This window comes from Hyphomicrobium sp., from assembly GCF_009026145.1.
GTDB lineage: Bacteria > Pseudomonadota > Alphaproteobacteria > Rhizobiales > Hyphomicrobiaceae > Hyphomicrobium_A.
The window spans coordinates 102,567-128,166 of record NZ_WBUE01000002.1; the positions used below are offsets into that span (position 1 = coordinate 102,567).

At 60.9% G+C, this 25,600-nt stretch carries 26 protein-coding genes and 2 pseudogenes; 8 read left to right on the plus strand and 20 right to left on the minus strand.

All coding sequences use genetic code 11. The annotated features are described in order from the left end of the window. Window positions 1–8 precede the first annotated feature (8 nt). The 3 genes from F9K20_RS02350 to F9K20_RS02360 all read right to left on the minus strand — a co-directional run bounded on the left by F9K20_RS02350 (window position 9) and on the right by F9K20_RS02360 (window position 3,877). The gene (locus F9K20_RS02350; RefSeq protein ID WP_290997216.1) at window positions 9–1,295 is read right to left on the minus strand and encodes an efflux RND transporter periplasmic adaptor subunit; all 1,287 of its coding nucleotides are present in this window, start codon (window positions 1,293–1,295) and stop codon (window positions 9–11) included. Between the two features lie 196 nt (window positions 1,296–1,491). After that, window positions 1,492–2,805 carry a TolC family protein gene (locus F9K20_RS02355; protein ID WP_290997217.1) on the minus strand — a complete coding sequence of 438 codons (1,314 nt, stop codon included), beginning with the start codon at window positions 2,803–2,805 and terminating at the stop codon, window positions 1,492–1,494. An 805-nt stretch (window positions 2,806–3,610) separates the two neighbouring features. Continuing rightward, window positions 3,611–3,877, minus strand: a complete 267-nt coding sequence (locus F9K20_RS02360) for a hypothetical protein (protein ID WP_290997218.1) — start codon at window positions 3,875–3,877, stop codon at window positions 3,611–3,613. 441 nt (window positions 3,878–4,318) lie between these two features. Between F9K20_RS02360 and F9K20_RS02365 the strand changes: the two genes are divergently transcribed. The 4 genes from F9K20_RS02365 to F9K20_RS02380 all read left to right on the plus strand — a co-directional run bounded on the left by F9K20_RS02365 (window position 4,319) and on the right by F9K20_RS02380 (window position 9,191). After that, entirely contained in the window at window positions 4,319–4,963 is a 645-nt protein-coding gene (locus F9K20_RS02365; RefSeq protein WP_367115823.1) for a response regulator transcription factor, read from the plus strand. 21 nt (window positions 4,964–4,984) lie between these two features. Further along, window positions 4,985–6,337, plus strand: coding sequence for a HAMP domain-containing sensor histidine kinase (locus F9K20_RS02370; protein ID WP_290997219.1), 1,353 nt, complete (start codon window positions 4,985–4,987; stop codon window positions 6,335–6,337). Window positions 6,338–6,357: 20 nt separating this feature from the next. After that, window positions 6,358–6,801: a manganese-binding transcriptional regulator MntR gene (gene mntR / locus F9K20_RS02375; RefSeq protein WP_290997220.1), complete on the plus strand. Its 444-nt coding sequence runs from the start codon at window positions 6,358–6,360 to the stop codon at window positions 6,799–6,801. Between the two features lie 263 nt (window positions 6,802–7,064). Next, window positions 7,065–9,191 carry a heavy metal translocating P-type ATPase gene (locus F9K20_RS02380; RefSeq protein ID WP_290997221.1) on the plus strand — a complete coding sequence of 709 codons (2,127 nt, stop codon included), beginning with the start codon at window positions 7,065–7,067 and terminating at the stop codon, window positions 9,189–9,191. A gap of 83 nt (window positions 9,192–9,274) precedes the next feature. Here the strand turns inward: F9K20_RS02380 and F9K20_RS02385 are convergent, their stop codons facing one another. Then, window positions 9,275–9,712, minus strand: a complete 438-nt coding sequence (locus F9K20_RS02385) for a universal stress protein (protein WP_290997222.1) — start codon at window positions 9,710–9,712, stop codon at window positions 9,275–9,277. 259 nt (window positions 9,713–9,971) lie between these two features. On the opposite strand from F9K20_RS02385, the gene F9K20_RS02390 reads away from it, so the two are divergent. Beyond that, entirely contained in the window at window positions 9,972–10,505 is a 534-nt protein-coding gene (locus F9K20_RS02390) for a Spy/CpxP family protein refolding chaperone (RefSeq protein WP_290997223.1), read from the plus strand. A 264-nt stretch (window positions 10,506–10,769) separates the two neighbouring features. Next, window positions 10,770–11,012 (plus strand): annotated as a pseudogene (locus tag F9K20_RS21215) (pentapeptide repeat-containing protein); the annotation flags it as partial. A gap of 168 nt (window positions 11,013–11,180) precedes the next feature. Here the strand turns inward: F9K20_RS21215 and F9K20_RS02395 are convergent. After that, window positions 11,181–11,513 carry a YnfA family protein gene (locus tag F9K20_RS02395; RefSeq protein WP_290997224.1) on the minus strand — a complete coding sequence of 111 codons (333 nt, stop codon included), beginning with the start codon at window positions 11,511–11,513 and terminating at the stop codon, window positions 11,181–11,183. A 202-nt stretch (window positions 11,514–11,715) separates the two neighbouring features. Next, window positions 11,716–11,889 (minus strand): annotated as a pseudogene (locus tag F9K20_RS21220) (isochorismatase family protein); the annotation flags it as partial. Between the two features lie 612 nt (window positions 11,890–12,501). Between F9K20_RS21220 and F9K20_RS02405 the strand changes: the two are divergent. Next, on the plus strand, window positions 12,502–12,669 hold the full coding sequence (locus F9K20_RS02405; RefSeq protein WP_290997226.1) for a hypothetical protein: 168 nt from the start codon (window positions 12,502–12,504) through the stop codon (window positions 12,667–12,669). 432 nt (window positions 12,670–13,101) lie between these two features. Continuing rightward, window positions 13,102–14,001 carry a formylglycine-generating enzyme family protein gene (locus F9K20_RS02410; RefSeq protein WP_290997227.1) on the plus strand — a complete coding sequence of 300 codons (900 nt, stop codon included), beginning with the start codon at window positions 13,102–13,104 and terminating at the stop codon, window positions 13,999–14,001. Between the two features lie 61 nt (window positions 14,002–14,062). On the opposite strand, the gene F9K20_RS02415 is transcribed toward F9K20_RS02410, so the two are convergent. From F9K20_RS02415 to F9K20_RS02475, 14 genes are all read right to left on the minus strand, one after another. Continuing rightward, entirely contained in the window at window positions 14,063–14,218 is a 156-nt protein-coding gene (locus F9K20_RS02415; protein ID WP_290997228.1) for a hypothetical protein, read from the minus strand. Between the two features lie 733 nt (window positions 14,219–14,951). Further along, window positions 14,952–15,407, minus strand: a complete 456-nt coding sequence (locus tag F9K20_RS02420; protein ID WP_290997229.1) for a hypothetical protein — start codon at window positions 15,405–15,407, stop codon at window positions 14,952–14,954. A gap of 43 nt (window positions 15,408–15,450) precedes the next feature. Next, window positions 15,451–17,349 (minus strand): ATP-dependent zinc metalloprotease FtsH, encoded by a 1,899-nt coding sequence (ftsH, locus tag F9K20_RS02425; protein ID WP_290997406.1) that lies wholly within the window; start codon window positions 17,347–17,349, stop codon window positions 15,451–15,453. Window positions 17,350–17,356: 7 nt separating this feature from the next. Next, window positions 17,357–18,034 (minus strand): isoprenylcysteine carboxylmethyltransferase family protein, encoded by a 678-nt coding sequence (locus F9K20_RS02430; protein WP_290997230.1) that lies wholly within the window; start codon window positions 18,032–18,034, stop codon window positions 17,357–17,359. After that, window positions 18,031–18,333, minus strand: coding sequence for a DUF2933 domain-containing protein (locus F9K20_RS02435; RefSeq protein WP_290997231.1), 303 nt, complete (start codon window positions 18,331–18,333; stop codon window positions 18,031–18,033). The genes F9K20_RS02430 and F9K20_RS02435 overlap by 4 nt, the downstream gene beginning before the upstream one ends. Before the next feature lie 15 nt (window positions 18,334–18,348). Beyond that, entirely contained in the window at window positions 18,349–19,311 is a 963-nt protein-coding gene (locus tag F9K20_RS02440; RefSeq protein ID WP_290997232.1) for a methyltransferase domain-containing protein, read from the minus strand. 5 nt (window positions 19,312–19,316) lie between these two features. After that, complete coding sequence (locus F9K20_RS02445) at window positions 19,317–19,589, minus strand: DUF5676 family membrane protein (RefSeq protein WP_290997233.1); 273 nt, start codon at window positions 19,587–19,589, stop codon at window positions 19,317–19,319. Further along, a complete protein-coding gene (locus F9K20_RS21225; protein ID WP_367115822.1) occupies window positions 19,582–19,818 on the minus strand; it encodes a YHS domain-containing protein in 237 nt (78 codons plus the stop codon). The genes F9K20_RS02445 and F9K20_RS21225 overlap by 8 nt, the downstream gene beginning before the upstream one ends. A 12-nt stretch (window positions 19,819–19,830) precedes the next feature. Further along, the gene (fabI, locus tag F9K20_RS02450) at window positions 19,831–20,613 is read right to left on the minus strand and encodes an enoyl-ACP reductase FabI (protein WP_290997234.1); all 783 of its coding nucleotides are present in this window, start codon (window positions 20,611–20,613) and stop codon (window positions 19,831–19,833) included. 28 nt (window positions 20,614–20,641) lie between these two features. Beyond that, window positions 20,642–22,411, minus strand: coding sequence for an alpha/beta fold hydrolase (locus F9K20_RS02455; RefSeq protein ID WP_290997235.1), 1,770 nt, complete (start codon window positions 22,409–22,411; stop codon window positions 20,642–20,644). 4 nt (window positions 22,412–22,415) lie between these two features. Next, window positions 22,416–23,423, minus strand: coding sequence for a bifunctional enoyl-CoA hydratase/phosphate acetyltransferase (locus tag F9K20_RS02460; RefSeq protein ID WP_290997236.1), 1,008 nt, complete (start codon window positions 23,421–23,423; stop codon window positions 22,416–22,418). Between the two features lie 4 nt (window positions 23,424–23,427). After that, the gene (locus F9K20_RS02465; protein WP_290997237.1) at window positions 23,428–24,609 is read right to left on the minus strand and encodes an acetate/propionate family kinase; all 1,182 of its coding nucleotides are present in this window, start codon (window positions 24,607–24,609) and stop codon (window positions 23,428–23,430) included. A gap of 77 nt (window positions 24,610–24,686) precedes the next feature. Continuing rightward, window positions 24,687–24,845 (minus strand): hypothetical protein, encoded by a 159-nt coding sequence (locus tag F9K20_RS02470; protein WP_290997238.1) that lies wholly within the window; start codon window positions 24,843–24,845, stop codon window positions 24,687–24,689. 71 nt (window positions 24,846–24,916) lie between these two features. Further along, on the minus strand, window positions 24,917–25,597 hold the full coding sequence (locus tag F9K20_RS02475) for a Spy/CpxP family protein refolding chaperone (protein ID WP_290997239.1): 681 nt from the start codon (window positions 25,595–25,597) through the stop codon (window positions 24,917–24,919). Window positions 25,598–25,600: the final 3 nt, after the last annotated feature.

The following is a 25,600-nucleotide window of genomic DNA, read 5'->3' on the forward strand; positions in this document are numbered from 1 at the left end:
CGCGCTCCTCAGTGCTCGTGCTCGGCTTCGGCCTTGCCGAGCTCGGCCTTGAGCGCAAAGGTTTTCTTGACGGCAATGGTCTCGCCTGGCTTGAGCCCGGATAGTACTTCGACGTGGTGCGAATCCTCCCGGCCGGTGGTTACAGCCCGAGCTTTGAAGCCTCCATCTTCACTCACGAAGACAGATTTTTGCCCATTGATGGTCTGAATGGCCTCATGCGGCACTGCGATGTCGACGGACTGTCGGCCAGAGATGAGCTGCGCGCGCACGTAATCGCCAAGCTGCCATTCACCATTGGCGTTGTCGACCTCGCCGATCGCCCGCGCCGACCGAGTCTCCGGATCGATCACCGGGCTGAGAGCAACGATCTTGCCGCGCGCCGTGCGCCCCGCGCCGCTCACGATCACTTCCTGGCCTTCCTTGGCGAACGGCAAATCGGCAGGTTGCACGGCAAGATCGACCCACACCGTCGACAGGTCGGCGATGTTGAAGATTTCAGTGCTGGTGGAGACCATCTCGCCGAGGACGAGGTTGCGTGCGGTTACCCGTCCTGAGATCGGTGAGCGGATCTCATAAGTGCGGAACGATTGCTCCTGCTCCGCCGGCTTGATGACATCATCGATATCCTGTTCCTCGAGGCCCATCGTGTGCAGCTTCTGATGCGCCAGCTCCAGCTGGATCTTGGCCATCTCGAACGCATTGTTAGCGTTGAGGTATTCCTGCTCGGCAGTTACTTTCAGCTTCCACAGTCTCTCCTCGCGCTGGAAGACGGACTTTGCCAGCTCCTCGGCGCGCCAAGCCTCGAGGTACTGTGATTTCGCATCGGCCATCTCGCGGCTTTCAAGGGTCGCGAGCACGTCGCCTTTGGTTACCGCCTCGCCGAGCCGCTTGTTGATGGTCGCGACCGTCCCGGACAGCTTGGGAACGATCTCGGCCTGCTTGTTCGCGTTCAGCGCGATGCGTCCGGGAACGCTGATCTCCTTGATCAGCGTTGTCGCCTCTACAGGTGCGCTCTCGATCCCGGCGGCGCTAATCTGCTCAGGTGTTAGCTTGACTAGGCCTTCGGCTTCCTTCTCGCCGTGTGCGTGGCCGCCTTCGCCCACATGTTTGTGGCCTTCAGGCTCGTTTGCGCCGTGCTCATGCCTATCCGGCTCCTTCTCATGGCCATCGGCTTCGGCTCCGTGCGTATGTCCGTCCTCTTCCTTGGCGCCGTGTACGTGCCCGTCGTCATCCTTGGCTGCACCGACCGCCGCTGTTGCACCGCTGCTGTCATGGAGGCCGAGCTTCTCGCCCAATGCTGAGAAGAAACCGGCTTCGCAGACACGCGTTGCAAAGCCCTCCTTGTCGGGTTCGTGGGCCTCCTCGTGACTATGTCCGCTCGTGGCAGGGGCGCCGCCACAGCTTTTCGAGACTTCGCGAAAGCCGACGAAAGCGAGCAGCCCAATAAGGGCGAGGCCAGTAAACAGTTTTGTCGTTCGTGTCATGCGATACTCACCTACCGAGGCCGTTCAGATCGCGCCCGATAAGCGCTTCGACCTGAACACGGGCCTTTTCGTAGTCCGCGCGCGCGTTGACGAACTCGCGGCGCGCTTCAAACAGGGTGCGTTGCGTATCGAGCACGTTCAGGAGGTCGAACTTTCCTTCCTGATATCCCGTGCGCGTTCGGTCGAAGGCCGACTGGGCGGCTGGTAGCACCCGGCTTTCGATAGCCTTGGCTTGCGCATCGGCGGCCGCCAGAGCTCCAAGCGCACCGATGAGTGTGTTGGTCAGCTGCGTGCGCGCCGCGTGCGCATCGAACTCCGCCCTGGCTATCCGATGATGCGCGGCTGCTATCGCGCCTTCGTTGCGGTCGAAGAGCGGCAGCGGAAGCGATACGGCGGCAATCATGCCAGAAGAATCGTCGGTTTCAAAGCGCCGGACACCCGCACCGATGGTCACGTTCGGAATCGCCTTTGATCGCTCCACCTCCAGCACCGCATAACGATGTCCAATGGTATCCCCCCAACGCGCCAAAGACGGATTGGCATCGAGGAAGGCCCTAACCTCCTCGAGGGAAGGCGCGCTGCGGTTGGCTCCCAGGCGCCCCGCCGCCCGCGAGAAGGTTGCGTGGCTGCTTCCCCAAAGGGTCGCCAATTGATCGCGGGTAGCTGCCAGGCGCGCCTCTTCGGCGGCCAGTGCAGCCTGGGCGTTGGCAACAGAGACTTTCGCTCGGTCAAGCTCGATCAGGCTCGCGCGGCCCGCTTTGACGCGTGCGTCGACCGCTGCCTGGGTCTTCTGCGACACGCTCACGAAATCGCGTAGGATTGCCACGCGCTCCTGGGCGGCGAGAACGTCGACAAAGAGCTGCGCTGCATCCGTGGCGGCCTGAAGGCGCGTCACCTCGTAGTCCCAGCCGGCGATTGATGCCTCGAGATTTGCTGCGTTCAGCCGCGCCAGGCGCTTGCCCCCCAGCTCGAGCGTTTGCGAGAGTTGGAGGCTTTCGCTCGAGTCGTCTTTGGCGATGCCGCCGGAATTCGGTAGGTTCTCGAGGTTCAGTGCCAGCTCGGGATTGAGGCGCCGCGATGCCTGGAAGGCGTCGCCATGCTTGGCCTCGATCTCGGCGTAGGCCGCCTTCATCGCGGGGCTGTAGGCGACCGCGCCATTGACTGCGTGGCCGAAGGTGATCGTCCCCGATGGGGACGGCACACTACCCGTTTCCGGAGGTGGCGGAGCGGATGTCTGCCAGCCATAGGTGACCCCCTGCGCCGCTTCCGGCACGACAAAAGTCTCCGTGTAGCCGCCGCAACCGGCTAGGGCAGAGGTCAATACTGCGATACTTGCTCGGCTTGTGGCGCCGTATCGGCGTGCCATGTTTGCTCCCGGATGCGTACTCAAGCGCGACGTCCTCCTATCCGGAGGCCGCCAGACTAAAGTTCCGCCCGGGTCTAGATCCGTAGAACGGTCGTTCTGTGCGACACCAGTCGGTCGACCGAGCGCTCGTATCCCCAACTCGGTCGAAGGTGCATACTTGTGTAGCCGTCATCGATCGCTGGTTCCCTGTAAGTTGCGATCGATGCGGGCGCAGGTGGCAGCCTTGTCACGGCGTGCTTAAGATCAGAGGATCGCTGCGGAAGGCCGTTGAGCGTTACAAGCTTGTAGTCGACGCAATCGTCCGACCCTTCCAGCACTGCACCGTGATCAGAATGATCGACAGCTGTACGAACATGCCGTGCCCCATGGTGAGGTGCGTTCTGGACAAGTTCAATCGCCCGGTGGCCATCAGCGCCAAGGCAGTAGACCAGCGGCAACCCCGCCGCGATGCTGGCGGGAATGAAAACGAGCAGAAGGATGGTAGCGACCAGGCGCCGCCAAAACCCCATTGGAACGAATCCTGCTAACACCTCGCTTACGCTAATGGGCATGAATGGCCTCATTTTCAAGCGAAACAGCGAAGTCGCGCGGATTGCCTGGCCGATTGTCGCCACCCCGCCACATGGCTAAACTTGCTGCGGCCTCCAAATTCACCATATCGGCCAACGATTCGTGGCACCTGATCATGTTCGCCCCCCCTCATGGCAGTCGGTCGTCGATGCGAGGCTTGTTGGTGGCCTCGCCCCTGGTCTTCGGTCACCTATTGCGAAGCATCGTAGACAACGGCAGCTGCGAGACGTGCCAATTGCTCGCGGTTGCGCTCGCCGCCCTGCACGGCTGTCATGATCCTGAGGGCCATCAGCTTTCGCGCAGCCTCGGATAGTTCCACGTTCTGATCGCGCAACGCCGCGCAGGCTTCGTCGTAAGCCCGGGCCATAGTGGCAGCTAGAGAAGTGCCGAATGCGACATCATCGAAAATCATTTTCTTCAATCGTTGGCGCTGCGAGGAGGCGGCGAAATCGAGCACACACTTTACCATCTTGAAAGCAGCACCGCTGGCGTGCAGCCAAGCCTCAGCGAGGGCCGTTATAGATGCTGCCTCGATGGCACTTCATACCAACGCGGCGCGTGTTGTGGCAGTGCAGATCACGATCGCCTCTCAGGTTATGCGGGCTCCGAACATTCCTCTCCCCTGTTGTCGGCTTGGCGAGCGCCGGCTTCTCGCAGCTTTCTACATGGTTCGGGACTGCAAGGAGTACACCGAATGAAATTGCGGCAAGTGCCGTAACTAGGACGAGTCTCATCGGGTACCTCTTCAGGAGGCGAATTGCACACCAAGCTGAAACCCACCTGAAAAGCCCTGCGGCTATGAGGTCACGTTCAGTGAATATGATGAACCTCAGCTCCCCTGGTATGATCCGAACGTGCATCATACCCCCGTCGAACCGGAGGGGTCGCCATTCGCATTTTGCTGGTCGAGGATGATGAGGAGATCGCTGTCCGCCTTGCCAGGGGCCTGAAGGCGGCGGGCTTCATCGTCGATCGCGCGTCCAACGGAGACGACGGCTACATGCTGGGGCGCGATCAGAAATTCGACGCCGCAATACTCGACTTAGGGTTACCAGGGATGGATGGTCTAAGTGTCCTCCAGATGTGGCGTGCTGAAAATGTGAGAATGCCGGTGCTCATTCTCACGGCACGCGGAACCTTGACCGAGAAAGTGAAGGGACTCAACGCCGGGGCCGATGACTATATCGCCAAGCCGTTCCACACGCCGGAAATCGTGGCGCGCCTTCATGCCTTGACGCGCCGGAGCTCCGGCGCTGCTCACCCTCTCCTCAGCCACAGAAACATCGCGCTCGACACGATTTCCGGCAAGGCAACCGTGCACGGACGGTCGGTTGCACTCACTGCTCTGGAGCTCCGCATGTTGACTTATTTTCTGCTACGGGTCGGGCGCATCGTGACCCAGGAGGAACTTGCGGAGCATCTCTACGGTGTTGATGACAGTGCAGAGTCCAACACCATAGAGGTCTATATCGCGCGGCTGCGCAAGAAGCTCGGGCGCGACCTCATCACGACGGTCCGTGGGCTCGGTTATCGGATGGACTGACGTCGAATGCGTAGCCTCAGGATGCGTCTCATCGTTGGCGCGGTAGTTTGGATCGCCATCGGCGTCGCTGCGGCGGGAGTGCTGCTTTCCGCCGTCTTCAAAGAGTTTCTGCTGACGCAGTATGCCGATCAGCTGCATGTCAGTCTGGACGAACTCGAGCGGCTTATCCAAGCGGGTTCGGATGGGCAGGTGAAGCTTGAGCGACCGCTGAGCGATCCCCGATACAGTGCTCATCTCTCAGGTGCCTATTGGGAGATTCAAAAGAACAGCACCGTGCTCGCTCGTTCGCCCTCTCTCGAGGGGCCGATGCTCAAGGTGCCTGCTGGCGCGGGTGAGGACGCACAAACCCATACGTACGAGATCGATGGCCCTACCGGAAAGCTAATGATCGCTGAGCGCCTACGTTGGCTCGGTCAGGATGAGGCGCCGACGCGCATCATTGTCGGCAACGATAGGAACGCACTCGATCGCGAAATGCAGAAGTTCAACTACGTGCTTCTCTGGTCGCTCGGGGGCTTCGCGATCTCGCTCATCGCTGCCGCCGCCGTTCTTCTGCTGTACGCCATGAATCCGTTTGGCCAGTTGCGAAAGGCGCTCGCGCGATTGCGGAAGGGAGAGGCGATCGCGATTAGTGGTGCCTTCCCTGACGAAGTGCAACCATTGATCGATGACCTGAATAGTCTTCTCGCCAACTCGGGAGAGCAGATGGTGCGCGCTCGCACACAGGCCGGGAACATGGCACACGGCTTGAAAAGCTCGCTCGCCATCCTGGTGGACGAGGCGCATCGCCTTCGCGAAAGGGGCGAGGCAGAAACGGCTACACTCATCTTAGATCATGCACGACGCATGCAGCGCCAGATCGACTATCAGATCGCTCGTGCTAGGGCTGCCGCCTCTCGTGCCAAGCCAGGGCAGGCATCGTCGCTATCGACGGCGACGGAGGTCATCGTTCATGCGATGGAGCGCCTCTATCACGAGCGAGGTATTCGCATAGACAATGTCGTCCCTTCCGGCACCACGGTTGCTTGCGACGCCGAGGATCTGAGCGAGATGCTGGCCAACATCGTCGACAATGCGTGCAAGCATGCCAAGCATATTGTTCGCATCGCCGTGGAGGAGTCAGGTCCGCGAACATTCATCGGCATCGTTGTCGAGGACGACGGGCCCGGCCTCCCGCCCGAGGCATGGGACGTGGTCTTTAACATTGGTGAACAGTGGCGCAAAACCTCAGGAGGTTCGGGTCTTGGTCTCACCATCGTGCGTGACTTGGCGCAGCTCTATAACGGGTCGGTGCAGCTCGACCAATCTGACCTAGGCGGGCTGAAGGTGACCCTGGAACTTCCGGTCCATCCAGAAACCGCGCGGGCTGCATAATCTGCTGGGAATAGGTCCCTATGGAATGCAAAAAGACCCATGACACGCGCTTGGCGGCGCACCCCGCCCGATACAAGCGCGTTCGTGCCGCCCATCAGACGGAGCTTGCGGAGGACTACGTCAAGCTCATCGCTGAGCTCATTGCTGAGAAAGGCGAAGCGCGGCTCGTCGATCTGGCGGAGCGGCTTGGCGTCACCAAGGCGACCGTCAACAACACCATCCTGCGCCTGAAGCGCGACGGCTTCGTAACCAGCGAGCGCTACCGAGCCATTTTCCTGACTGACAAAGGTCGGAAGGTTGCGGCAGCTTCACGCGCTCGTCATACCATCGTACATGATTTGCTCATCTCCCTCGGCGTTGATGCCGAGACGGCCGCCGCCGATGCCGAAGGTATCGAACATCACGTCAGTAAGACGACGCTGAAGGCGTTCTGCGCGCACCTCGTTAAGTACGCTCGCAAATAGGGCGGCGTAAGCTGGTGGTCTACAGAGAGCCCGCACCTCGGCTGTCAGGACTGTTCGATGCTGTCACGGTTCGGACGCCCAGTTTATCTTCGACAGGACAGATAACCAAGTCCGAGACCTGAACTCCAATGATGCAAGTCCAACCGGGCCATAACATCGACCAGCCTCCAGACCAATACGGCGCAGCCGGCTGCTGCAGCTCCGAGGCGAGCATTGGCCGCACCACCGCGGTCCGGCCTGGCCGCCTCTTTAAGATTCATGGCATGGACTGCGCGGAAGAAGTCGCGGCGCTCAAGCAAGCTCTCGGCCCGCTCGTCGGCGGCGCAGATAGGCTTGCCTTCGACGTCCTGAACGGGCGCATGACGGTCTCTGACAGTGCGTTCGACGTGCCTGACGGATCGATCATCAAGGCGGTCGCCGGAACCGGGATGAGCGCGCTACCATGGGAGGAGTACACAAGGAAGGATGAAAGCTACGGCCACCGCCGCCAGCAGATGCTCTTCACTGCGGCGAGCGGCGCCTGTGTGCTGCTGGGCTTGGTCCTCCACATTGTACTCGCAGGCGGTTTCCTCGAGGCCTGGCGACTCCTTAGCGGTCACGCTGGTCAGCCCATGCCATGGCCTGAGGTCGCGGCCTACCTCGCCGCAGTTCTCTTCGGCGGGCGATTCGTCGTCGTCAAAGCGTGGTACGCGGCGCGTAATCTGCGCCCGGACATGAATCTCCTGATGACCGTTGCCGTTGTCGGAGCCATGACAATCGGTGAGTGGTTCGAGGCTGCTACGGTATCCTTCCTGTTCGCCTTATCATTGGCGCTCGAGAGCTGGAGCGTCGCCCGCGCGCGTCGTGCGATTGCCGCACTCCTCGACCTCGCACCGCCAACCGCCCGCCTTCTCCATGTCAACGGTTCCGAAAGCATCGTGCCTGTCGCCGAGATCAAAACTGGCGACCGGTTCATCGTGCCGGCAGGTGAGCGGATCGCGCTCGACGGCCGTGTTGTAGCAGGCACGAGCGCCGTGAACCAGGCGCCCATCACTGGCGAGAGCGTGCCCGTCGAGAAGGAAGTCGGCGCTGACGTGTTCGCCGGCACGATCAATGGCGACGGGACGCTCACGGTGGAAACGACGCGCATTGCGCAAGACACGACGCTCGCTCGCATCATTCATATGGTCGAGGAAGCTCACGCCCGCAGGGCTCCATCCGAGCAGTGGGTGGAGCGCTTCGCGCGTGTCTACACGCCTGCCGTCATGGCGTTCGCCTTGTTGGTATTCCTTATCCCCCCGCTCCTCACCGGCGCTCTTTGGCATGTGTGGTTCTACCGTGCGCTTATCCTGCTGGTAATTGCCTGTCCCTGCGCCCTCGTGATCTCTACACCAGTGTCGATCGTCGCCTCGCTCACAGCCGCGGCGCGCGCTGGCGTGCTGGTCAAAGGTGGCGCTTTCATCGAGCTTCCCGCCCGCCTCAAAGCAATTGCCCTGGACAAGACCGGGACCGTCACGCGTGGCGAGCCAGAAGTCGTCACCGTTATTCCCCTCGACGGTCATACGGAAGCCGAGCTTCTCGCGCGTGCCGCGGCACTCGAGGCTCGGTCCACTCATCCCCTGGCGCGCGCGGTTCTCCGCCACGCCGAGCTTCAAGGCGTTGCCCCTGAGCCCGCAACCGACGTGACGCTGCTCAAAGGCAAGGGGCTCATGGGTGTCTTCAATGGTGAACCGTTCTGGCTCGGTTCCCATCGCTACGTTGTGGAGCGCGGCCAGGATGCGCCGGAGGTTGCTCGCCCTGCGGAAATACTGGAAGCGGAAGGCAAAACCGTGATCGTCATCGGCAATGCCCGGCACGTGTGCGGCCTGATCGCCGTGGCCGACACGATCCGTCCTGGGGCCCGTGCGATCATGCAGCAGCTGCACGCCGCCGGCATCGCGCATGTGGTGATGCTAACGGGCGACAATCGCGTCACAGCCGAAGCGATCGCGCGCGAAGTCGGCATTGACGAGGTGCACTCCGAGCTTCTTCCCGAAGACAAGGTCAGGAAGGTCGAGGAGTTGGTCGAGACGTATGGCACGGTCGCGATGGTGGGCGACGGAGTCAACGACGCACCGGCGCTGGCGCGCGCGAACGTCGGGATCGCCATGGGGGCGATCGGTTCCGACGCGGCGATCGAGACCGCAGACATCGCGCTCATGACCGATGATGTCGCGAAGCTCCCCTGGCTCGTGCGTCATTCCCGTCGCACCCTGTCCATCATCCGCGAGAACATCGTTTTTTCCCTGGGCGTCAAGGCCGTGTTCGTGGTGCTGACCTTTGCCGGCATGGCAACGCTGTGGGGCGCAATTGCCGCCGACGTCGGCGCCTCGTTATTGGTCGTGGCGAATGGGCTGCGGCTCTTACGCTAGATTCGCTGCAGTGACCGATGAGCGACTTCTCACGTAGGATTAGACCTAGCTATGCCTACCGAGTGTCGCCGGGATTGTCAGGTTCATTTACAGATCAACACTGGGATCGTGCTGGATGTGAGCACATGCAAGGCCTGGCTGCCGAGAAAGAAACGAGCAACGCCCCGACGTCCATGGGATGCCATGACGATGAGATCACATTTGTGGTCATTGGCCTGGTCGACGATTGCCTCGGCAGCAAAGTGATGAGTGACGTGAACCGTCTTACATGAGACGCCTAGCTCGCGGGCCATCTCGGCGACCTTTCCAAGAATCCGTCCCGCGCTCGCCTCTGCGACTGCGTCGTATTCCTTTATCGGAAATGCCAGTGCCCACTCTCCGGTGACCGCTGACGAATGAGGCTCGGTCACGTTTATCGCAGTGACGTCGGCGCCAAGTTTGGCGGCCAGGGCCAGACCTTGTTCGACTGCCCTATCAGAGAGCTCCGTTCCGTCGGTGGCAATGAGAATGCGGGAGTACATATTCCGATCGCTGCAGGTGGGCGCGGGGTGCTTCCCCCCGGTCACATAATATTAGCTCCCTCGTTGCCTGCAGCCAACATGGCAAGGGTCTTGGCCCTCCGGGGATTCTCAAACCCTGTGGGGCTCTTCGCTCTTCGCCTCTTGTTCCTGCATTCGGCTGCCCGATATCTTCCATCAGGTGCTGCACGAGTGGCACCTCGTGACGTCCGGAGGTGAAGAAGGTCTCCGTTCCCAGTCGAATATGAGAGGTGGATGGACAATGAGTACTCGCAAATGGCTGATAGTGGGTGCGCTGCTGGCTACAGCGGTGGTGGCATCGGGGGCAATGGCGCAGGACAAAGACCAACCGACGCCGATGATGGGGCCGGGCATGATGGGTCATGGGATGATGGGTCAGATGCCAATGATGGGGAATATGCCGATGGGCATGATGGGGCGGGGAATGATGGGGCCGGGCATGATGATCGGTCACGGCCCTATGATGGAGGGACAGCTCACCTACTTGAAAGCCGAGCTCGGCATCACCGACGCGCAGATGGAGGCTTGGAATGCCTACGTCGAGGCGGTGAAAGCGCGAGCGGCGACCATGCAGGGCATGCACGCCAGTATGATGCAGGCTATGCAGTCAGGTACTGCGTTGCAGCGCATGGAGGCACATACCCAGGCGATGCAGAGCATGGTTGACAGCATGAAAGCGATCAGGCCAGCGACAGAGGCGCTCTACGAGGTTTTGACAGACGAGCAAAAGAAGAAGGCCGATCTTCTGTTGGGAAATGGTTGCTGCATGATGTGAATATGTGAAGAGCTGAACCATCGGATACGGTGCTCGTACCAGTCTCGTGTTCTTACGGCTCTTCGGCCTCGGTAGCCTGATTGCTTGGCCGACGAGAGGGGCCACATCGCGCTTCGCAAGCTCGTTACCACCCTGTACGACGCTGCAAGTCCGGTAGACCTCTCCGGTAAAGACCTCAGCTTCCTGGATCTTAGTGACCTCGACTTCAAGCGCAGCAACCTTGCAGGCGCGAACTTACTCGGGCAAATCTGAGCCAACCTTGCCTTCGTCAATTTTGCCGACGCCAAGCTCGACCGCACTATTTTATCCCGAGCGAATCTTACCGGCGTCGACCTTGCACGGGTTACGATGTATGTGCCGTCGGTGCCCTCAGCTTCCACGCGCCGGCCTCCGACGCACCGAACCGTGACGCCAGCAAGAACCACACCCCAAGCGACCGCCCACGCCGTCAGATTCGACGCCGTGGCCGTGGGGCAAGAGCGGTGGCCGGCCGGCAGGCAGGCCTAGGAAAAAGAGCCCGGGCGCCAGGTGGGGTAATGCGATCCCCGGCCCTCGCGCAACGGCTCCCAAGTGCAATCGTCGGCTTAATAGGGCGGCGCACACTCAGCGCCTCGCCGCTCCATTTGAGGGATAGTGGTTCAGGCGTGGGGTCAGGCGGCTTTCCGTGCGGCGCTGTCACGCCTGCCAACCGCCCCATACGATGATGCCCATTCCGAGCAGCGTGACGGCGACGCCCGTCACATCCCAGGCCGTGAGAGCTGCGCCATCGACTTGCCGCAGCCAGACCAGCGCGACCGCGACGTATACGCCACCGTACGCGGCATAGACGCGCCCTGAATTAGTAGGGTGCAGGGTCAAGAGCCAGACGAACAGAGCAAGGCTCGCTGCCGCAATCGGCAGCAGCCAAAGCGGGCCCTGCTTCTTCAGCCAGAGGTACGGAAGATAGCACCCGACGATTTCGGCAATCGCAGTCACGATAAACAGGGCGAGCGTCTTGAAGAGGATCATGAGGCGGTGAGGCAATAGTGCGACGACGTTTCGATCCGCTTAACCTTCCTTTTCGGCAGCGAGCAATCTTCAAGGTGCACACAGCTGCATTTAAGGCCGACGTCGATCGCGCGCCGGATGCGTGCGCCCATTCGCTCACCATTTGCGCGGTTGTCAAGGGGACACCTCCGGCCTGCAGCAGGCGGTCGATGGCGGGGCATTTCGCATGTCGGTCGCAGCTTGGGCAGGCATCCATAAGCACGAATACGTCGAAGCCATCGGCAAGGGCATTGAGGGCCGCGAAGGTGACGCTCCGTTCGAGCCAAAAGCCGCAGAGCACGAGGCAAGCCCTACCCTCTTCAGCGAGCGCCGCCCCGAGCCCGCTGCTGGACCACATCGATCCCGCGGTGCCGACAGCGTAGATGCGGCGTTTGGCGCGATCACAGGGCTGGGCAATCCATTCTCGTTCGTCGACCTCATCCCCTTGGATCGCAAAGAATTTTGGCACCTCGAGAACCTGGCAGCCTGCTCGACTAACGCGTGACGGCCGATGAGTGCGTCTTGGCTACCGTCAGCCTGATCGGTGCGTTCGGCGTTCCGCCGCACAGGATCGATAAAGAGTATGCAGCAGTCCTCAGGCTTAAGAAGTGGCGCCATGGGTCCTCCCTTTGCGGATGTTCCGACATCTGCAAAAACCCGCGAGATTTCGCCGAGGTCATGACCGAGTGATCGTCTCAGAGGACACAAAAATTTGTGGTGACGAACTGCTCCATAGCAACGAGCTATAGAAAGTAGGCGCACATACGGGATTGACGGGCGGTTTACCCTCGCCCTCGATGGCGGCGGCAACGCCTACGTCGCAACCTATCGGCTCGCCGACACGTCGGGCCCTTTGGCTTCGATCGTGCTACCCCGCGAGGTCGTTGAGGCCACCGTCTTCATCAACGCGAGCGTCGGCCTCGAGCTGCGAACAGACGGCGGTCTAGTAGCCTTTGCGAGCCACACTTCCATGCAAACGCTGGCCTCGGCCTCGCTTATCGAGCTGGTGAACGAGACGCTACGGCCGGAATTTGTTGCGTTGGAGGAAACGGAGAATGCCCTGACCGAACTCGAAGCCCAACTCGCGCGCGCGCTGGTCGCCGTGCAGGAATTGCGGTCGCGGCGGAGCATCCGCTAGCCCTGCTACTCATTGAATTGGCAGGCCGATTTGAATCCTCGCCATCAAGCCCGGACGCTGATCCGTTTTCGGTCGCCTATTGAAGTGCTGTAGTCGCAGTTGCTAGCTCCTTTTCGTTATCGGATCGAGAATTGGAGCTCAACGGAGCCGGCATGGTATACGGCGCCGCTCTTGGGATCTGTCCAGTGCGAGTCCCGTGTCATTCTTTGAGCCACTTAGCCTCTTTGACACAAATCAACTTACGCCGACATACTCATGCTTATCTAAGCATGGCCAAGGACAACGACATTGCACAGCTCGAAACCGTTCCCCTTTGGAATGCTGGAAGCTTCGGAACCTAGAGAAGCTCCAAACCCGACAACCATCGCAAGCACGCCGAGATGCACATTGAGAAGGGCTGCTTAGGTTCTTAGGATCGCGGGGAACATTGCCGTGTCGCGCATCCATTCCAGCAGCAACAACACGGAGGCGCTTTACGCAATTGCATTGGCACTGCTGGTGGGAATTGGTGTCGCCGACATCAATTACAACCGTTGGGCGCCGGCAGCGACAGCTGCAGCCAAGGATCTGACCAAGAGCGGCACGGTATTCCAGGACTGCGCGGCCTGCCCGCAGATGGTGGTCATCCCCGCGGGCAGCTTCATGATGGGATCGCCGGAAGCCGACAAAGACGCCCGCGACGATGAACGTCCTCAGCACAAGGTCATCATCGCAAAGGCTTTTGCGGTGTCGAGGTTTGAGGTGACGTTTGCGGAATGGAACGCCTGCGTCGATGCTGGCGGCTGCGCGCATCGACCCAGCGACCAGGGATGGGGCCAGGGCGCGCGGCCCGTGATCAACGTGTCCTGGGACGACATCACCAAGCAATACCTGCCGTGGCTGAACAGGGTGACTGGCCAGGCGTATCGGCTACTGACCGAGGCGGAATGGGAGTACGCCGCGCGCGCGGGAACGATGACGCGCTACTCGTGGGGTGATGACCTCGGGGAGAACAACGCCAACTGCAACGGCTGCAAGAGCCGGTGGGACAACGAGCAGACGGCACCTGTGGGCTCGTTCAACCCCAACGACTTCGGCCTCTACGACATGCATGGCAATGTCTGGGAATGGGTGCAGGACTGTTATAACGAGAATGCGTACGCGACAGCTCCCACGGATGGCTCCGCCGCCCCCGACGAGCCCAACTGCTCTCGCGTTCTTCGCGGTAGCTCCTGGCTCGGCAATCCGAGGAGCATGCACGCGGCGTTCCGCAACGGGATCTATGCCGACTACCGGTTCAAAGGCTATGGCTTCCGTGTTGCCCGCGTTCTTCCCGCTGCCACGACAAATTAGCTTCTGCTGCGTCAACACTTTGCTTGTTCATTCAAGCTCAGCGAGAACCAAGTGACGACGATCACCCAAAGATCGAGAGCGAATTTACGCCGCTCATCCAGTCGACGAAGGCATAAATCACGACGAAGTGGGTAGGAGCGAGGTCAAGATTTCGATCCGTCGCGTGCATGACGCCGCCAAGCGGCTGCGCCAGGACGGCACGCGCCTGCAGCGCCACGTGGAGCCCGGCAAGGAGGCCGACCCAGTGGACGCGCCACGTGGCCGCGTCGACCGTCTGCAGCTCTGGCGGATACCTTTCGAGGCGCCACTTCTAAGTGGCGCCTCGACTTCAAGGGAGTGATCTTTCGCGTCTTTTCTATTGGTGATCGTGCCTGCTGCCCTTTTTGGGGACGGGCTCTGCGAGTATTTCTTTGCACCGCGCATGCGTCAAATTCATCGCGCTCGGTCCCTGGCCCTTGTCCTGTGAGTGCTCATGGCGTTGCTCGGTCCCCATCTGCTTTTCCATCTCCTCGCATTTTGCACGTTCCTCGGCTGTGGCCGCGAATGCGCTATGACTCCACGCTGCCATGATCGCTAACGCAGCCAGGCCGATGATCGGACTCTTAATAGGCACAAGTCTCATTCAACTTCTCCTTTTGTGCTCCAATAGCAGTTTCCGTATTTGCGCGATGGAGCGTCTTCGCAGCAAACCGTGACGCCATTCGGCATCAAATGAAGGTAGCTGTGGCTTCCGACCTGCCTCCGGCGCGGATAGCCCCCACAACGGGTTGTTTTCGGCTGAAAAGAATCACTGGCGAAACCATCGAGGGAACTATCTGAAGAACACGTACTTGATGAGCGCGGCGATGACGAGGACGAGGATGAGGAGCCCAATCCAGCTTCCGATTCCCATGCCCCACATCATCCACCCATCGGTCATGTCATGCATAATGGGACCCTCCAAGCTCGGGTTAGCGTACGTCGATGGTGTGTACCGAGAGCCTGCTCAAGCTAAGCGAGAACCAAGTGAAGATGACAACATCAATGAGCGTTACCATCGTCGCCTGTACCATGACGATCACCTGAAAGATCGAGAGCAAATTTACGCCGCGCATCCAATCGACGAAGGCGTAAACCACGACGAAGAGGGGTAAGAGCGAGATCAAGATCTCGATCATCGCGTGCATGACGCCGCTACGCGGTTGCGCCAGGACGGCACGCGCCTGCAGCGCGATGTAGAGAAGGGCAATGACACCGACCCAGGAGACATGCCACATGGCCGCGTCGACCGTCTGCAGCTGCGGGGAGTGCCCCCACCAGAGCACGTACAAAAGCAACCCGGAGAGGACAATTGGCGCTCCGTGGTTGAAAAGAAAGGCGGCGAGTCGCCGCCCGATTGGTGTCGTGCTTGCTTCAGGGGTTGTCATCGCCCACCTCCCGTTTCCATGCGGTGCTCGGCATTGGCAGTGGTCATCGTGTCGCTTTCAGCGGGGTGGCTGCCGCGATGTTCATGCCGCGCGCCGTCGCTTGCTGATCGGCTGGTCCGACATCGAGCGCAATCCTCTTACGGATTTGCTCGAGCTCATCTTTGGACAACGTCTCCTTGCTCAGCAGCTGCTTCGCTGACTGCTCCAGGAGTGGCCGGTGCTTTTCCAGAATTGCCACGGCGTGCTGGAACGCGCTGTCGACCAGTTCTTTGACCGCGTGGTCAATCGCCTCTGCGGTTCCGTCGGCATAAGCGCGCGGGCGCCAAGTTGGATGCTGGCCCACAAGAAAGGTCGCCGGCTCTGGCTCATAGGCGACCGGACCAAGTTCCGATGTCATGCCGTAGCGAACCACCATATTGCGCGCGATGTCCGTCGCCCGCGCAAGATCGTCGGCGGCGCCAGTTGAAACTTCGGAAAAGACGATGCTCTCCGCCGCGCGGCCGCCGAGCAGCACCGCCATGCGGTTGGCCAGCTCCAAACGGCCCATGAGAAAGCGATCCTCTGTGGGTCTTTGCAACGTGTAGCCGAGCGCACCGATTCCCCGCGGGATGATGGAGACCTTGTGCACCGGATCGGTTCCCGGGAGCGCTATGGCGACGAGCGCGTGGCCCATCTCGTGGTGTGCAACGACCTCGCGCTCGCGCGGGGTCAATATCCTGCTCTTCTTTTCTATTCCGGCCACGATGCGTTCGATCGCCTGCGTAAAATCCTCGAGCGTGGTCTTCTCCGCGCCCCGGCGGGTTGCAACGAGCGCTGCTTCGTTGACGAGGTTCGCCAGATCGGCCCCGGTAAATCCCGGTGTCAATGCTGCGATGGCATCGATGTCGAGGTCCGGCACGATCCGGATCTTTCTCAGGTGTACGGTGAGGATTTCCGCGCGACCCTTGCGATCGGGTCGATCGACGAGGACCTGTCGGTCGAAGCGGCCGGCCCGCAGGAGCGCCGGGTCGAGAATTTCGGGTCGATTGGTGGCGGCGAGAACAATGATTCCGAGGCTCGGATCGAAGCCATCCATCTCGGCGAGGAGCTGATTGAGCGTCTGCTCCTTTTCGTCATGGCCACCGCCCGGATAATCTAATCCGCGCGCCCGCCCCAACGCATCGAGCTCGTCGATGAAGATGATCGCCGGAGCCTGCGCCCGCGCCTGCTCAAAGAGGTCGCGCACGCGCGCCGCGCCGACGCCGACAAACATCTCAACGAACTCGGAGCCGGTGATGGAAAAGAAACGAACGCCTGCTTCACCGGCAACGGCGCGGGCAAGCAACGTCTTGCCGGTGCCCGGTGGGCCGACCAGCAAAGTCCCTTTCGGAATGCGCGCGCCGAGTCGTCCGTACGTCTGCGGGTCCTTGAGAAAGCCGACGACTTCCGCAAGCTCCTGCTTGGCTTCAGGCACACCCGCGACATCGGCAAACGTCACCTTGACGTCCCGCTCTGCGTAGATCTTTGCCTTGCTGTGGCCGATGCTCATCAAGCCGCCGTGCTGCGATGAGATCATCGGGCGCATGAGGAGCAGCCATAAGAGAATGAAGCCGACGCTCGGCAGCAGCCAGGAGAGGATGTTCTCGAAGAGGCCCGGTTCGGGCTCCCCGGAAAACTTGATATTCCGCTTTGTCAGCTCGTCTGCGGTCTGTGGATCGACCCGGATTGTGGAAAAGTGCTGCGGCTGTCCTTGGTCAGCGGGCCTCGCAAAGGACCCGGTGATGCGCGTCGGCCCGATCACAAGATCCTTCACCTCGCCCTTGTCGACAAGCTCCCGGAACTCGCTATAGGGAATTGTCTTGAGGTGCCCCTGTCCGACGAGAAAATCGCGAATGAGCAACACCGCGAAGATGGCGATGATGAAATAGAGCAGATCGAACTTGAATTCCCGCTTCGCGGGCATCTTGTACTTATCGGTCACGATCGCGCCCTTCCGCACTGCCGTAAGTGAAAAGACGATCCAAGCGGGGGAAGAACCCGGGCACAGTGTGCATGTATGTGCGGTACATCTCCCCGAACTCCGCGATCGCATCACGCTCCTCGTGATGCGCGAGGCGGACGTACATCCACACCAGCACCGGGAACATGAGAAGGGTGAGGATGGTCGGCCACTGCAGCAGGAAGCCGAACATCACGATGATGAAGCCGACATATTGGGGATGGCGCACGTAGGCATAGGGACCGGTCGTTGCGAGCGCGTGCCTTTTCTGTGCCTGGTAAAGCACAGACCATGCGCTCGAAATGAGATAGAAGCCGCCGCCGATGAAGACGAAGCTCAGAAGGTGGAATGGCCCGAAGTGCGGGTTCGCCTTCCAGCCGAACAGCATCTCCAAGAGGTGGCCGGCGTCGTGCGAGAACCAATCGACGTCGGGATACCGGCTCTGCAGCCACCCTGACAGGAAGTAGATGGTGAGCGGAAAGCCGTACATCTCCGTGAACAGCGCGACGATAAACGCGCTGAAGGCGCTGAAGGATCGCCAGTCGCGCGGCGTGTTCGGCTTGAAGAAGGTGAAGGCGAAGAAAATGAAGATCACCGAGTTGATGATCACGAGGCTCCATAATCCATAAGCCGGTGCTTGCTCGGTCATGACTTCTCTCCCTTCGATGCATCCCAGCTTCCGGTTGAGCCTCGTGTATCGGGGCCGGCCCGAGGGCTTGCCTGCTCACCATGTCCACCGTGGCCCCCGTGCCCAAAGATGTGCAGGAGGGGACAGGCGAGAATGAGCAGCCACAGGCCAACGCCAAGGATGTGCGCGCGATGCTCACTGACTAGGAGGAACCCGCCAATGAGCAGCAACGCCAACCACACGATGAAGGTACGAGACCCCCAAAAGCTTCCTTCCGACGATGGCCGCCTATCGTGCTCGGCATGTTCATGATCAGTCATGTTGGCGCTCCTTATTCAGTGAACCGGCCACGCATCAAATGGACGTTGCTTCATGCGGCCACTTGTTGATACCAACGGCTTGGTCGCTGACCACGACGTCACAAGCTCCCAATTGCGCGCGAGGACTTCAACGGGGGCAAAGCCAGCCCTTTGCAGGTAGGCTAATACGTCGCCGTACAGATTGGCAGCCGCAGAAGACGTGAACAGCAGCGGCCACACCAACAGCCACCACAGCGCGTTCGCCGGCCGATCGATGTCAACCGCGAATAGCCGTCCACCGTCCCTCGGGACGCGGTAAACCTCGCGCAAGCCAATGCGCTTTACCTCAGGTGGCAGGTGATGCAGCGTGAAGCTTGAAACGACGACGTCGAACGCTCCATCCGCAAATGGCAGCTCCTCCACTGCGGCGAGCCGAAACACCGCGGAGCTTCCCTCGAACACCGCCTTCCGCCGTGCGCCCGTGATCATCGCCGCGCTTGGATCAATACCTGTCGCGGATCCCGGGGGCCCGCCGGCGTCAGCAGCGAGACGCGTCAGCACGCCCGTACCGCAGCCCACGTCGAGCACACGGTCGCCGGTTGCGATGTTGGCGAGGCGCAACGTTTCACGCCGGAAGCTCCGGCCGATGCCGAGGCTGGAACACAAGGCATCGTGGAACGGAGCCGCCCAACCCATGGTAACGCTGTCGGTGTGCACCGCCGCCTGGTCGATGGCACGCTGTGACTGATGCCCAACCCACAGAGGCCCCACAGGCTCTCGCACGATAGGATGTGAGCCAAGTGCGCGCATTGCCGGTCTCTCGGCAGGCGCCGCGTATTCGCGAACATAGGTCTGCGGGTTGGCCTTGAACTTGGCCACACACTGTGTCGAACAGAAGTAATACGTCTTGCCCTTGTACGTTGCGGTTCCAGCCGCTTTGTCCGGAACGACTGTCATGCCGCAAACAGGATCCACGACCTCTGTTGTGGCCTTGAGCATGGCTGTCACTCACGAGCAACTAGATTATACGTCCAGGCGAAGATCGCGCCAGCTATGAACCCAACCAATCCGAGGCCAATCAGCCCGCAGAAGAAACGGAAGAGGCTAAGGGGCTGCGCCGACTTGATTGGGTTCAAGTCGAGCCCGTGCGCAAACGAGTTGAAAAATGCCAGCACCCCATCTGGCCAAATCGCAACCGCTATGGCGCAAAGCGTGTTGAGAACGGCGAGCGTGGCCGCGACTGCTATGCCTGCTGAAATAGGACTGAGTTTATCCACGGCGAGACTCCCTTTGTCGGGCACGAGGCGCCTCTCGCCTCTCTGCCTGCGGAGACACTCCGGTGCCCATCCTCGGCTTTTCACCGACGTAGCGATCGGGATGCGCAACAAAGCACCCGTGACATTGGCCACAGCAGAAGAAGTAGGCCCAGCCGCGATAATCTTCGTGGGCATGGGCGTCGCCGAGATCAAACTCTCGTCCGCAAACAGGGTCTTTGACGCGGATCATTTCGACACTCCCTTAGTGAAAGACCATGCCCGCGACGTGGAAGCCCGCATCCGCGTGCACGACCTCGCCGGTGATCGACGCTCCATAGTCGCTGGCAAGCAGTACTGACACCCGCCCGATCTCGCAGGCGTCGACCGTGCGCCGGAGCGGCGCCTTCTCGGCGGCCTCCGCAAGGAGCTCGTCGAAATGCTCGATGCCGGAGGCGGCGCGTGTCTTGATGGGGCCGGCCGAGATTGCGTTGACGCGAATGCTCTTGGGCCCGAGCTCGTGCGCGAGGTAGCGCACCGAGGCTTCAAGGGCGGCCTTGACCGGGCCCATGACGTTGTAATGGTCAACGACCTTCTCGGCACCGTAATAGCTCAGGGTGAGCAGGCTGCCGCCGTTCTCCATCAGTGGCTCGGCGAGTCGCGCCATGCGAATGAAGGAGTGGCAGGAGATCAGCATCGACTCCGCAAACCCATCTGCCGAGCAATCGACAAGCCTGCCGTGCAGGTCTTCCTTGCGTGCCCAGGCGATGGCATGAAAGACGACATCAAGGCGTCCCCACTTTTTCTTCACGGCGTCGAACACAGCCTCGAGTTGCCCGGGCACGGCAACGTTGCACGGCATCAGGATCTCCGCGCTCAGTTCGGTTGCGAGCGGCGCAACGTGCGGCTTCGCTTTGTCGTTCAAGTAAGTCATGGCGAGGTCCGCGCCGGCGCCGCGCAAATGCTTGGCCGCCCACCAGGCGAGACTGTCCGCGTTCGCCACGCCGACCACCAAGGCTTTCTTTCCCTTCAGATCGATGACTTCCATTTCAGCGTTCCATCTTGATCCGATACGCTCAGGGGAGCAGGACATATGTTCCAGGTGCATCGCATAGGGGCGCATAGCCCTTTGACGAGTCTCCCAGTCCAGGTGGCGGCACACGATCTGCGGAAGAATGTTTGCTCAGCCACTTTTGCCAGCAAGGCCACCACGAGCCTTCGTGATGGAAAGCGTTTTGCACCCAGTCGTCAGGAGCCACGTACTTCTCGCTTTCCGCATGCGTGGCGATCTGGTGTTTGCGGTTAGGACGACCCGGCGGATTGACGATCCCGGCATTATGACCGCCATTGGACAATACGAACGTCACATCGGCGTCGGTCAGAGCTTGGATCTTGTAGACCGATCGCCAGGGGGCCACGTGGTCAGAGATCGTGCTCACCGCGAAGACCGGCACGCGGATGTCGCGCAACGAGACTGGCCGCCCGTCGACCTCGAAATGCCGGGTTGCCAGCTCGTTATTGAGGAACAGGCGGCGAAGGTATTCCGAGTGCATGCGGGCGGGCATGCGGGTCGCATCGGCGTTCCACGCCATGAGATCGAACATTGGCGGACGTTCGCCCTTGAGGTAGCTCCGCACCATCGTCGACCAAATCAGGTCATTGGAGCGCAAGATCTGGAACGCGCCCGCCATCTGCCTTGTATCCAGATAGCCCTGCTCAGCCATCATGTCCTCGAGGAAGCTCACCTGAGCCTCGTCGATGAACAGCATGAGCTCGCCGGCCTCGGTGAAGTCGGTCTGCGCTGCGAGAAGTGTGAGTGAGCCCAGGCGCTGGTCACCATCGCGAACCATCGCCGCCGCGACGATGGCGAGCAACGTGCCGCCAAGGCAATATCCGACAGCGTGAGTCGGCCGGCCGGGGACGATTACCGAGACAACCTCGAGCGCGGCCATCATGCCGAGCCGCCGGTAGTCGTCCATGCCGAGGTCGCGATCCTCGCCGGTCGGGTTCTTCCAGGAGAGGACAAAAACGGTATGGCCGTGGTCCACCAGGTACTTCACCAGCGAGTTCACTGGCGACAGGTCAAGGATGTAGTACTTCATGATCCAGGCCGGCACGATCAAAACCGGCTCCCGATAGACGCTGTCCGTCACGGGCGCGTACTGAATGAGTTCCATCAGCCGGTTGCGCGCGACAACCTTGCCCGGAGTGACGGCAACGTCGCGTCCAACCTGAAATGCGTCTGCACCGAAGGGCTTCCTGCCTTCGACAAGGCGCCGCTGATCCTCCCAAAAGTTGATGGCGCCACGCACGAGATTCATTCCAGCTTGTCGAAACGTGATCTCGAGCACCTCAGGATTTGTCAGCAGGAAATTCGCCGGTGAGACCACGTCAAGTATCTGACGCGCGATGAAAGACGCGATGTCCTCGTGATGCGCGGAAACGCCCCTAACGTCAGTCGTCGCGCGATGCCACCACTGCTGTGTGAGCAGGAAACCCTGTGAGATAGCGTTGAACGGCCAGCGGTGCCATGCATCACCCACGAAGCGCTTGTCATTCGCAGCCAGCTCTACACAGGCCTCGCAGTCGGGATCGATCAAGGCCTTGGGGCAGTACTCAAGAAAATGCATCCAATTGTGAGCTGCGGCCTCTGCGAGTTCGATCTGTTTGTCTGGCGAGAAGAGCAGGTGCTGCGTCCAATCGGTGTAAGCCTGGATCAGGGCAGCGGGCGACACACCCATGGTCAGGCGTGCAATGGCTCCGTGCAGGGGGCGATCGAGCGAGAAGCGCAGCCGCTCCCTAGCCTCCGGGGGCTGCCCTTCGTTCGCTGGTGTTAGCTCTTGCATAGCGTTAGGCCGTCAGAGGATGGCAAGCCGACTCGGGCTGCGGCGCGCATTGAAGCGTCGGCTCCACAGGAGCGGGCTTTGAAACGACGAGGTTGGCAGTCCGGTCATGGATCAGGGCGGCCAGCGCCAAGGCGGCGAGCCGCGCCGGCGCGGGATCGGAGCGCGAGCTCAAGACGACGGGCGCGGATAACCCGAGGACGATGCCGGCTGGGATGGCATCGGCGAGGTACTCCAGGTTTTTCGCGAGGATGTTGCCAGAGACAAGATCGGGCACGAGGAGGATGTCGCAGTCCCCGGCCACCTTGGACGCGATGCCCTTTTCTTTCGCGGCCCTGAGCGAGATCGCATTGTCGAACGCGAGTGGGCCGTCCACGATGGCTGCGGTGATCTGGCCGCGTTGCGCCATGAGCGTTAGGCACGCGGCATCAATCGTGGACGCAATAGCGGGATTAACCGTTTCGACGGCAGATAGGACAGCGACTTTGGGCGTCTCCACGCCGAGCAGATGACAGAGCTCGATGGCGTTCTGAAGAATCTGCGTCTTCGCGTTGAGGTCGGGCGCGATGTTGATCGCGGCATCAGTGATAATGAGCAGCTTTGAATATGAGGGTATGTCGCACAAGAAGGCGTGGCTCACCCGCCGTCCCGGAACGCGCAGGCCATGCTCGGCATCGAGAAGCGCGTGCATCAAGGCGTCGGTATGAATAAGCCCCTTCATCAGGACGTCGGCCTTTCCCTCACGAACGAGCCTGACGCCCGCGGCGGCCGCCGCGGTGTCGCTGGTGGTTTCAACGAAATTCTCCGTCGCGACTTCGATGGCGGCCGAAGCCCTGAGATCGCGGATGGGTTTTGCCTCGCCGATGAGGATTGGCTCGACAAAGCCGAGATCGACGGCGTCATGGAGCGTATCGAGCAGCACTTTCTGCGCCGCGTTCACGACGGCGACCCGAATGGGATTCAATCCCTCGGCCTGATCGATGAGCTTTTGAAGCTTGCTCGCTTGGCGTCCCATGGTGTCACGCCCCCGCTTGCGCCAGCTGACGAGCGCACAGGTGTATGACGTGACGCGCGATCATCACCTCCTCATCGGAATGCACAGCCTGCACCGTCACGGCTGCCCCAGAAGGGGAGATGGTCATATCTCCCGCCAGATTGGTCTTGCGATCGAGGGTTATGCCGAGATAGGCAAGACCGTCGCAGATGCGCGCGCGGATTTCGGGGGCATTGGCACCAATGCCGCCCGTGAAGACCAGACGGTCAAGGCCCCCCAGTGCGGCCGTCAGCGCTGCAAGATGCTGTCGTGCGCGATAGCAGAAGAGATCAATTGCCTCCGCCGCTGCCGGATTGTCGTCTTGACTCAACAGCTGGCGCATGTCGCTCGACGCGCCAGAGACGCCGAGGAGTCCGGAGCGCTCATAAAGCAGCTTCTGCACTGCTTCAGCGCTCATGCCCTTTTCCATCAGCAGGTAGAGGAGTACCCCCGGGTCCAGATCGCCGGAGCGCGTGCCCATCATCAGGCCCGCGAGCGTGCTGAAGCCCATGGTGGTTTCGACACTCCGGCCATCCTTGAGCGCACACATGGACGCGCCGTTTCCGAGATGGGCAACGAGGATACGCTCACGCGCAACATTCACGCCGTCCTTACGGAGTGCATCGACGATGTATTCGTACGACAGACCGTGGAAGCCATAGCGCCGGATTGCTTGGTCTTGAAACTCCCGCGGCAGGGTTGTCAGCCTGGCGAGACGGGGCAGGCTGTGGTGGAAGGCCGTATCGAAGCAGGCAACCTGTGGCAGGTCCGGCTGCAGCTCCCGAATGGCGGCTATTCCGGCGAGGTTGTGCGGCAGATGGAGGGGCGCAAGCGGGACGAGGAGCTGCAGCCGCACTTCCAGCTCTTTCGTCACCGGCAATGGGCAATCACAATTCGCACCGCCGTGAACGATCCGGTGGCCGACAGCGCTAAGCGTCCGGGCGCCGAGTTGCTCCCCTAAGGTCTTGATCAGGAGAAAGAGCGCCGCCTTGTGATTCACGATCGAGGATGGTTGGTCAAAAAGTACCTTGCCGGTCTCATCCCTGACTTCGAAGCGGCCGCCCACAAGCCCGATCCTGTCGACGATGCCGGAAAGGAGGCGCGGCATTGTCGGATCCGTCGCAAAGACGGCGAACTTAACGCTGGACGAACCGGAATTGATGACCAAGACGGCACTGCCTGGTGCTTGTAGTGTTTGCGGGGTCGCCATGCCTACACCTCTGTTTGATCCCATGACACTCAAGCTCAGCCGCTAGGAGAATGAATGACACCCAAGTAGACGGCCGCGACTGCGAAGATCACCGCGAGGATTGCAGCGGCGACGAAACCGATTCTTTTGAGAGAACTCCTGCCGTGCGCTGTCTGGAGCCGCTCTATCAGCGTCTGGTACACGCGCTCAGTCATGGTAAGCCTCCTGTCAGCATTGAATGGGCCCGCATCAGAGACTTGCGTTCTCGCACCGCCGCATCGTGGCGTTACATCATGCAGCCCATCGAAGTGAGAAGCTCATCCGCTCTCTTCTTCTGATCGGGCGCCAATGCAGCATAGAGTGCCGCCAGCGGCGGTTTGATAACCTGGAGCGCCTTGACCCGCGCTTCCATTGCCGTGAGGTGCATCTCGAGCCGCTCGACCGGAGTCATATCCGACACGCGGCCATTCATTGTCTGCCGCATATCATGCATGCCTTGAAGATTGACCCTCAACGCATCGGCGTAGGCATCCCAGAGATCCTTCTGCGCGTCGGTGACGGCAAGCTCGGCCTTGAGAAAGGCTATGCGGCCCTCAGCGAATGAGGGCATGTCTTCGCCCCGCATCATGCCTCCCATCATGGGGCAATTCCCGGCCATCAGTCCCGCCATTGGGCCGACGCCTCGCATCATGTGCCACTGGGCGTCGGGCGTCGCCATGCCGCCACCCATCATCTTGCCGTGCATCTCCTGCATCATCTTCATCATGGGCATGTCCTTGCCGCCCATCATGCCCATGCCCTCTTTCTGCATCGGAGCAGTGCTCTCAGGTTGAGCCTGCGGCGCCGGCGCGGCGGGTGCCGTCTCCCCCCCAGGGTGGTGGCCTTGAGCGGATGCCCCGGTGGTCACGAGGAGCATCAGAGTCGCGGCCGCCATCGTGTTCGTTAAGAGCTTCATCACCTGCATCATGTC